Annotated in this window: 2 protein-coding genes; both read left to right on the forward strand. The window is 65.6% G+C overall.

The genetic code is table 11. The features are described from left to right. Nucleotides 1-2 precede the first annotated feature (2 nt). Complete coding sequence (locus tag AC58X1_RS00560; RefSeq protein WP_497428086.1) at nucleotides 3-9,254, forward strand: amino acid adenylation domain-containing protein; 9,252 nt, start codon at nucleotides 3-5, stop codon at nucleotides 9,252-9,254. A gap of 69 nt (nucleotides 9,255-9,323) precedes the next feature. Further along, nucleotides 9,324-10,382, forward strand: a complete 1,059-nt coding sequence (locus AC58X1_RS00565; RefSeq protein ID WP_401180966.1) for a TauD/TfdA family dioxygenase — start codon at nucleotides 9,324-9,326, stop codon at nucleotides 10,380-10,382. Nucleotides 10,383-10,391: the final 9 nt, after the last annotated feature.

Below are 10,391 nucleotides of genomic sequence, written 5' to 3' on the forward strand. Positions count from 1 at the left end.
CAATGAATGCTGAAGACGCCCTGAAACTCGCTCGTCGCTTTATTGGCCTGCCGGTGGAGAAACGTCAGCTGTTTCTCGCTGCATTGGCCCGCGAAGGGGTGGATTTTGCCCAGTTTCCGATCCCGGCCGACGTGCCCGCCGAGGATCGCCAGGCGTTGTCCTATGCCCAGCGGCGCATGTGGGTGTTGTGGCAACTGGACCCGCACAGCGGCGCCTATAACCTGCCCGGTGCAGTGCGGCTCAAAGGGGCGCTGGACATCAACGCGCTGGAGCGCGCCTTCGCCAGCCTGATCGAGCGGCATCAGACCCTGCGCACTGTATTCCGGCGCCGTGATGACGACAGCGTGCAGCAGGTGCCCGCCGAGCAGCCGCTGCACATCGTTCATCAGGACTTTTCGGCGCTGGCTATTGATGCGCGCGAGCAGGCGGTACGAGAGGCAGCCGAATCCCAGGCGGTGCAGCCCTTCGACCTTGAGCAAGGCCCACTGCTGCGGGTCAGCCTGCTGCGTCTGGCCAGCGACGAGCACGTGTTGCTGCTGACCCTGCACCACATCGTCTCCGATGGCTGGTCGATGAACGTGTTGATCGAAGAATTCACTCGTTGCTACGACGCTTTCGCGCTGGGCAAGAATCCTGCGCTGGCGCCGTTGCCGGTACAGTACGCCGACTATGCCCTGTGGCAACGACGCTGGCTCGAGGCGGGTGAGCAGGCGCGTCAGCTAAGCTACTGGCAGGATGCGCTCGGCAACGAGCACGATCCGCTTGAACTGCCCACCGATCATCCACGCCCGGCGCTGCCAAGCCAGCGCGGCCGGCGCCTGGAATTCGCCATCGACACAGCGTTGGCTGACGGCCTGCTCGAACTGGCCCGCCAGCACAACGTGACCTTGTTCATGCTGCTGCTCGGCGCCTTCAACGTGCTGCTGCTGCGCTACACCGGGCAAACCGACCTGCGTGTCGGCGTACCGATCGCCAACCGCAACCGCAGCGAGATCGAAGGCCTGATCGGCTTCTTCGTCAATACCCTGGTGCTGCGCACTCAAGTCGACGCCCTGCAGCCATTCGCCAGCTTGCTGCAAGCGGTCAAGGAGCGCGTGCTCGGGGCCCAGGCGCATCAGGATCTGCCTTTCGAACAGTTGGTCGAAGCGCTGCAGCTGGAGCGCAGCCTGAGCCACACGCCGCTGTTTCAGGTGATGTACAACCACCAGCCGCACGTAGCCGACATGGCCAGCCTGCAAACGGCCTCGGGCCTGAGCCTGAGTGCGGTGCAGTGGCAGAGCCGCACCACTCAGTTCGACCTGACTCTGGATACCTATGAGCAGGGCGGGCAACTGCGCGGCGCCCTTACGTATGCGGATGAACTGTTCGACGCCGCCACTATTGCACGCATGGCCAAACACTTCACCGGCCTGTTGGCAGCGCTGGTGGCCGACCCAAATCAGCGCGTTGGCGAGCTGGCGCTGCTGGCAGATGAAGAACACGACACCCTGATCAGCGGCTGGAACCAGACCGCCCAGGCCTATCCGCTGGATCAGTGCCTGCACAGCCTGATCGGCGAGCAGGTGCAGCGCACGCCCGATGCGCCGGCCGTGCGTTTCGCTGAACAGACCCTGAGCTACGCGGCCCTCGAACGCCGCGCCAACCAGCTGGCCAACCTGCTGCGTGAGCGCGGAGTTGGCCCGGATGTGCTGGTCGGCGTATGCCTGGAGCGTTCGCTGGAAATGGTCGTGGCCCTGCTGGCCATCCACAAGGCCGGCGGTGCCTACGTGCCGCTTGACCCGGAATACCCGCAGGAACGCCTGCATTACATGATCGACGACAGTGCCGTGCGCCTGTTGCTGACTCAGCGTGCGTTGCGGCCTTTGCTTGAAGGGCAGGCCGGCCTGCAGACGATCGATCTGGATCAGCCGCAAGGCTGGCTCGATGGCTACTCCGAGCAAGCACCGCTGTCGCAGACCTTGCCCCAGCACCTGGCCTACGTGATCTACACCTCAGGCTCCACCGGCAAACCCAAAGGCGCGGGCAACAGCCATGCGGCGCTGGTCAACCGGCTGTGCTGGATGCAGCAGGCCTATGCACTGACCAGCAGCGATGTGGTCCTGCAGAAAACCCCGTTCAGTTTCGACGTGTCGGTGTGGGAGTTCTTCTGGCCGCTGCTGACCGGCGCTTGCCTGGTGGTCGCTGCACCCGGTGCGCATCGCGACCCCGAGCGGCTGATCGAAACCATCGTCGACAACGGCGTGACCACCCTGCATTTCGTGCCTTCGATGCTGCAGGCATTTATCCATGAACATGGCGTTGAGGCCTGCCAGAGCCTGCAGCGCATTGTCTGCAGCGGCGAGGCACTGCCGCTGGAAGCGCAGCAGCAGGTTTTTGCCCGCTTGCCGCAGGCTGCGCTGTACAACCTCTACGGGCCGACTGAAGCGGCCATCGATGTCACGCACTGGACCTGCATCGACGAAGGCGCGTTGGCCGTGCCGATTGGTCAGCCGATTGCCAACCTGCGCACTCTGGTGCTGGATGCCCAACTGCAACCGGTGCCGGCAGGTGTTGCCGGCGAGCTGTACCTGGGCGGGATCGGCCTGGCGCGCAGCTATCATCGCCGCCCCGGGCTGACCGCCGAGCGCTTCGTCGCCTGTCCGTTCGTTGCCGGGGAGCGGCTGTATCGCACCGGTGACCGGGTCCGCCAGCGCCGCGACGGGGTGATCGAATATCTGGGCCGCTTCGACCATCAGGTCAAACTGCGTGGCCTGCGCATCGAGCTGGGCGAGATCGAGACGCGCCTGATGCAGCAGCCGCAGGTCGATGAGGCGGTCGTGCTGGTGCAGGAAGGCAAACACCTGGTGGCGTATCTGGTACTTGCTCAGGAGCCACAGGAGGGCTGGCAGGCCCAGCTCAAGAATGCGCTGCTCGAATGCCTGCCCGAGTACATGGTGCCGACCTACTGGCTGGCATTGGACCAGCTGCCCGTGACTGGCAACGGCAAGCTCGACCGCAAAGCCTTGCCACTGCCGGAGGCGGCGCCGCAGCAAACCTACGTGGCCCCGCAGGACGAACTGCAACGGCTGCTGGCCGGGATCTGGCAGGACGTGCTCGGCGTAGCCCAGGTAGGTCTGGAAGACAATTTCTTCGAGCTTGGCGGCGACTCCATCGTCTCCATTCAGGTGGTCAGTCGCGCGCGTCAGGCCGGCGTGCGGCTCAAGCCGCGTGACCTGTTCCAGCATCAGACGGTGCGTAGCCTGGCCCAGGTCGCGGTGCGCGACAGCGAGGCCCAGCAAGAGCAGGGGCCGGCAACCGGCGACGTACAGCTGACGCCGATCCAGCACGCGTTCTTCGCGCTGGACATGCCGCAGCGCAGTCACTGGAACCAGTCGCTGCTATTGAGCCCGCGTGAACCGGTGCAAGCCGAAGTGCTTGAGCAAGCCTTGCAACTGTTGCTGGCCCAGCACGATGCCCTGCGCCTGCGTTACACCGCGCAGACGCAAGGCTGGCAGCAGGCGTATGCGCCGGTCAGCAGCGCTCGAGTGCTGGAATCCGCGCAGGTAACCGACACCGCCCAACTGGCAGCACTCTGCGATGGGGTGCAGTGCAGCCTCGATCTGCAGACAGGGCCACTGCTTCGTGCGCTGTTGGTAGAGCTGCCTGATGGCGAGCAACGCTTGCTGCTGGTCATTCACCACCTGGTGGTCGATGGAGTGTCCTGGCGGGTGCTCCTCGAAGACCTGCAACTGGCTTATCAGCAATTGGCCGCCGGCCAACCAGCCAGTCTGCCGGCTAAGACCAGCAGCTATCAAGCCTGGGCCGCGCGCCTGCAGCAGCACGTACCGGCTGTGCTCGATCAGCTGCCGTACTGGCTTGCCCAGCATCAAGACATCGCCGAACTACCGTGCGACCGCCCCCACGGCGCCCTGACCAATCAACTGCAGCGCAAGGTCGAAGCGCGCCTGTCGCGAGAAGCCACCCGGCAACTCTTGCAAGTCGCTCCGGCGGCTTACCGCACCCAGGTCAACGACCTGCTGCTGACCGCTCTGGCGCGTCTGCTGCAACGCTGGACGGCGCAACCAGGCTGCCTGATCCAGCTCGAAGGCCATGGCCGCGAAGACCTTGGCGATGACCTCGACCTGACCCGCAGCGTCGGCTGGTTCACCAGCCTGTTCCCGGTACGCCTGCAAGCCACGGCCGACTGGCCGGGTTCGATCAAGGCGGTCAAGGAGCAGTTGCGCCGGGTGCCCGGCAAGGGTCTCGGTTATGGCCTGCTGCGTTACCTCGCCGAGCCTGCCGTCGGCGCCCAACTGGCCGCGCTGCCAGCGCCGCGGGTGACCTTCAACTACCTGGGCCAATTCGATGGCCAATTCGACCAGGCGGCGCTGTTCGCCCCGGCCAGCGAACGCAGCGGCCAGGCGCAGGACCCTCAAGCGCCGCTGGCCAACTGGCTGACCGTTGAGGGCCAGGTGTATGCCGGGGAGCTGGCCTTGCAGTGGGGCTACAGCAGCGCCATGTATGACGATGCCAGCATCCAGCAACTGGCCGACGGTTATCTGCAGGAGCTGCACGCGCTGATTGCCCACTGCCTGCAAGTGCCGGCCGGGCAGGTGACGCCCTCGGACTTCCCGCTCGCCAGCATCAGCCAGGCGCAGCTCGATCAGTTGCCGGCCAGCGCCGATCAGGTCGAAGACCTGTACCCGCTGGCGCCGATGCAGCAAGGCATGCTCTTTCACAGCCTGTACCAGCCGGCAGACGGCGCTTACGTCAACCAGATGCGCCTGGACATCGCCGGCCTCGACGTCGAGCGCTTCCGTCAGGCCTGGCAAGCTGCGCTGGATCATCACCCGATCCTGCGCAGCAGCATCCATTGGCAGGGCCTTGAGCACGCGCATCAGTTGGTCCATCGCCAGCTGCAACTGCCGCTGACGTTGCTCGAAGCGGGTGAACATGACCTTGACCAGTTGGCCGCCGCCGAGCGCGCGCTGGGCTTCGATCTGGCTCGCGCGCCATTGCTGCGCCTGAGCCTGGTGCCGACCGGTAGCGGCGACTGGCACCTGATCTACACCAGCCACCACATTCTGCTCGACGGCTGGAGCAACGCCAGCCTGCTGGCTGAGGTGCTCGGCCGTTATGCAGGCGTACAGCCGAGCGCTGCACCAGGGCGTTACCGCGACTATCTGGCCTGGTTGCAGGGGCGCTCTGCTGAAGCTGCCAAGGCCTACTGGCAAGTCGACCTGGCAGCGCTGGAGCAGCCGACCCTGCTCGCCGAAAGCCTGCGCCGACCGGCGCACGGCAGCGGCTACGGGCAGCTGCTGGCCGAGCTCGAGCCCGTGCAGACCGAGGCGCTGAAGGCGTTCGCCCGCGCCCATAAAGTCACCCTCAACACCTTGCTGCAAGGCGCCTGGGCGGTGTTGTTGCAGCGTTACAGTGGGCAAGCGTGCGTAGCCTTCGGCGCCACCGTGGCTGGCCGCCCGGCCGAGTTGCCGGGCATCGACGCGCAGCTTGGGCTGTTCATCAATACCTTGCCGATCGTCTGCCAGCCGCACCCGCAGCACAGTGTGGCGCAGTGGCTGCAGGCCTTGCAGTCGCACAACCTGGCGCTGCGCGAGTTTGAGCATGTGCCGCTGTACGAGATCCAGGCCTGGGCTGGGCAGCAGGGCAACGCGCTGTTCGACAGCCTGCTGGTATTCGAAAACTTCCCGGTGGCCGAGGCCTTGAGCCAGGCTGACAGCAGCGGGTTGCGCATGCGCAACCTGAGCAACCACGAGCAGACCAGCTATCCGCTGACCCTCGGCATCGAACTGGGCGCGACCCTGCGCCTGGACTTCAGCTACGATCTGGCGCGGTTCAGCAGCGAGCAAGTAGCCGGGTTGTGCAGCCAATTGCGCCACCTGCTTGAGCAGTTTGTCGCCGCCCCGCAAGGCGTGCTCGGCAACCTGACCCTGCTTGATCACACCGGCCAGCACAACCTGCTGCAACGCCAGGGCGACAGCTGCATGGCGCTGCGTGATCAAGCGCTGGTGCATCAGCGTATCGCTGCTCAGGCCGCCAGCACGCCTGGAGCATTGGCGGTGTGGACCTCGGCAGCAAGCCTTGACTATGCCAGCCTCAACCAACAGGCCAACCGCCTTGCCCATTGCCTGATCGAATCCGGCGTCGGCCCCGGCCAACGCGTCGGCTTGGCACTGCGGCGTACCCCGCAGTTGATCGTCAGCCTGCTGGCAGTGCTCAAAAGTGGCGCCGCCTATGTGCCGCTCGACCCCAGCTACCCGGACGAGCGCTTGCTGTTCATGGTCGAAGACAGCCGTCTCGACCTGTTGCTCAGTGAGGGTGAGCTGCTTGCTCATCTGGCACTGCCGGCTGGCTTGACGCGGCTGCAACTCGACGCGCTGGGCGATCAGCTGGCCAACGCATCAACGCTGGAGCCGGCGAACCGCGCTTGTCCTGAGGACCTCGCTTACGTCATCTACACCTCAGGCTCCACCGGCAAACCCAAGGGCGTGGCGATTGCCCATGCGGCCCTGCGCGAGTTCTGCGAAAGCGCCGCTGACTATTCCCGGCTTGCCGCCAGCGACCGCGTCCTGCAGTTCGCCACGTTCAGCTTCGACGGCTTTGTCGAGCAGTGCTACCCACCCTTGAGCGTCGGCGCGGCGCTGATCATGCGCGATGACCAGCCGTGGTCGGTCGAGCAGTTGGCCGAGGTGCTGGTCGAGCAGGGCGTGACCCTGGCCGACTTGCCCGCTGCCTACTGGCATCTGTTGGCCAAGCTGTGTGCCAGCGAAGGCCGCAGCCTGGGGCGGTTGCGCCAGGTGCACGTCGGCGGCGAGGCGATGTCGGTCGAGGGCTTGCGCCTGTGGCATGCTGCCGGGCTGGGCGCGGTGCGCCTGGTCAATACCTACGGCCCGACCGAGGCGACGGTGGTGTCCAGCGTGCATGACTGCCAGTTGGCCGACGCCAGTGCCGTATATGGTGTCCCCATTGGCCAGGCGATTGCCGGGCGCAGTTTGCGCATTCTTGATGCTGGCGCCGAGCTGCTGCCGGCCGGCGCAACCGGAGAGCTGTGGATTGGCGCTGCGGCGAGCCTTGCACAGTGCTATTTCGACCGCCCGGCGCTCACCGCCGAGCGCTTCTTGCCCGACCCGTTTGCCAGCGAGCCCGGCGCGCGGCTGTACCGCAGCGGCGACCTAGTGCGCTACAACCCGGCAGGTGCTATCGAGTACGTCGGCCGCATCGACCACCAGGTGAAGATCCGTGGTTTTCGCATCGAGCTTGGCGAAATCGAAGCGCGCCTCGCGGCTCAGCCCGCCGTGCGCGAGGCAGTGGTCGTAGCGCTGCCAGCCCGCCATGGCCTGCAACTGGTGGCCTATGTGGTGCCAGTCGATGACCTGGAGGCGCTGGCCGTGCCAGCGCAGGATGACCTGCGCGGTGTTATTCAAGCCGCGTTGAAAGCCGATTTGCCGGACTACATGCAGCCCAACCAGCTGATCCTGCTGGCGCGCCTGCCGCTCAACCCCAACGGCAAGCTCGACCGCAAGGCGCTGCCCGCGCCGCAGGCCGTCAGCCACAGTCAGGCGCTGCCGCAGACCGATCTGCAGCGCCGTGTTGCCGCCATCTGGCAGTCGGTGCTGGACGTGGCGCAGGTCGGCCTCGGCGATAACTTCTTTGCCCTCGGCGGCCACTCGCTGCTGGCCACGCAGGTGATCAGCCGGGTGCGTCAGGAGCTGGGCGTACAGCTGGCCCTGCGCAGCCTGTTCGAGGCGGCCACCCTGCAAGACTTTGTCGCCAGCATCGAACACAGCGAGCGCGCTGCGAGCATGCCGGTGCTGCGCCGGGTCGATGAGCGCCAGCCGCAGCTGCAGTCGTTTGCCCAGCAGCGGCTGTGGTTCCTCTGGCAACTCGAGCCGCACAGCTCGATGTACAACATTGCCCGCGCGCTCGAGCTGACCGGCACGCTGGACCCGCGCGCGGTGCGCCAGGCCTTCGACATGCTCGTACAGCGCCATGCAGTGCTGCGCACCACCTATTTCGAAGCCGATGGCGAGCATTGGCAGCAAGTGCATCAGCAGCTGGCGCCGGAATTTGCCTTCACTGATCTGCGTGGCTCAGCCGAAGGGCAGGCTGCGCTCGAGCAGCACCTGCAGAGCGAAGCCCGCCAGCCGTTCGACCTGGTCGACGGCTCGCCGATGCGCGTGCGCCTGCTGCGTCTGAGCGAGCAGCGCCATGTGCTGCTGATAACCCTGCACCATATCGTCGCCGACCACTGGTCGTTTGGTCTGCTGCCGGCGGAGTTCGTCAGCCTGTACCAAGCGGCCCGCAGCGGCAGCCCATCGGCGTTGCCGGAGCCACGCCTGCAATACGTCGACTTCGCCGTCTGGCAGCGCGAGTGGCTGGCGGCCGGTGAACTCGAGCGGCAGCTGGCCTACTGGCGCGCCCAGTTGGGCGATGACCACCGCTTGACCAGCCTGCCGGCATCGCCTGCACGCCAGGCAGCTTCGGCCAATGCCGCCTATTGCGAGGTGCACGAGTTCCACTTCAGCCCGGCCCTGAGCGAGGCCCTGCGCGAATTCGCCACGGCGCGGGGGGTGACCTTGTACATGCTCCTGCTGGCCGGCTTCAGCGTGGTAGTGGCCCAGCGCAGCGCCAGCAGCCGGGTGCGCCTGGGTACCGATGTGGCCAACCGCAACCACGCCGGGGTTGAAGATCTGGTGGGGTTCTTCGTTAACCAGTTGGTACTGCAATTGACGGTCGAACCACAGGCCAGCGTCAGCCAGTTGCTGGAGGCGGCGCGCAGCACCGTGATCGGCGCTGCCGACCACCAGGACCTGCCGTTCGAGCGCTTGGTGGAAGCCCTGCGAGTTCCGCGCAGGGCAGGGCGTTCACCGCTGTTTGCGATCAAGTTCATCTATCAGGACAGCAGCGATGTGCCGCTGTCGATCGACGGCCTCGAGATCCAGCCATTGCCGGCCGGTAAAGCCGCCGCCGAGCTGGACCTGATCGCCGAGTTCGTCAACGCGCCCGCCGGCATATACCTGGGGCTCAAGTGCGATGCCGGGCTCTACGCCAGTGCCGACATGGCCTGCCTGTTTGGCCAGTTGCAAGGGGTGTTCGAGCACATGCTTGGCGACCCACAGGCGGCCTTGGCGCAGTTGCTTGAAGGTGCAGCACAGGTGCAACAGGCGGCCGAGCAACAGGCCCTGGCCGAGCGCCAGGCGCAATTGCAGCAACAGCCGATCCAGCGCCGTCGCCCAGGCCGGGTGGCGGTCGAGTAACGGCGGCAAGGACAGTCAGGCAGGTGCGCGCCAGGGGGCGCCACCTGATACACGAATGGGAGAGGTGCAATGTCGAATTTCGAGTCGCAAGTGATACCGGCGCTGGGCAAGGGGCGGCGCAAGAGCCTCAGCCTGGACCAGTCCAGCCTGGTCACCTTCAGCCCGATGTTCGCCGACCGCCCGCTGCCGCTGGTGTGCACGCCAAGCATGCCCGGGGTCAACCTGATCGAGTGGGCCGGGCAGAACCGCGCCCTGATCGAAAGCAAGCTCGACCAGCATGCGACCCTGCTGTTTCGTGGCTTCAACGTGCCGGATATCCACGCCTTCAACCAGTGCGTCGATGCGATTTCCGGCGGCGCGCTGGAGTACCTGTTCCGCGCCTCGCCGCGCACCCAGATCACCAAGAAGCTCAACGTCTACAGCTCCACCGACTACCCGTCGGCAGAGAAGATTTTCCCGCACAACGAGCACTCCTATTCGCCGGTGTTTCCGCTGCACCTGTACTTCTATTGCGACCAGCCTTCGGCCACAGGCGGCGAGACGCCGTTCGGTGATACCCGGCTGCTGCTCGAACGCATCGACCCGCAGGTGCGCGATGAATTCATCCGCAAGCGCGTGCTCTACGTGCGCAATTACGGCGACGGCATGGGCCTGCCCTGGCAAACAGTGTTCCAGACCGAAGACCGCGCCGAAGTCGAGGCTTACTGCGCCAGGATTGGTATCGCACCTGAGTGGAAGCCCGGCAATCGCTTGCGCACCCGCCAACAAGGCCCCGCGGTGGTGCGCCACCCGCGTACGGGCGAAACGGTGTGGTTCAACCACGCCACCTTCTTCAACGCGCTGACCCTGCCCGAGAGCATTCGCGACAGCCTGCTGGCCGAATTCGAACCGCAGGACCTGCCGCAAAACACCTACTTCGGTGACGGCTCGCCGATCCCCGAAGACTACATCCGCCACCTGCAGCAGCTGTACCGCGAGGTGATGGTCGAGTTCCCGTGGCAGCAGGGCGACGTGGTGGTGCTGGACAACATCTTCACCATCCATGCCCGCAACGGTTACAGCGGCCCGCGCAAAATTCTCACCGCAATGGCAATCCCGCTGAAAAGCACCGACGTGGCCATTGGTTAAGGACATCAG

This window comes from Pseudomonas sp. PGPR N4 (assembly GCF_059693665.1).

Coding starts and splice junctions, on each gene's coding strand:
- AC58X1_RS00560 (WP_497428086.1), top strand. CDS start 3: ATGAATGCTGAAGACGCCCTGAAACTCGCTCGTCGCTTTATTGGCCTG.
- AC58X1_RS00565 (WP_401180966.1), top strand. CDS start 9,324: ATGTCGAATTTCGAGTCGCAAGTGATACCGGCGCTGGGCAAGGGGCGG.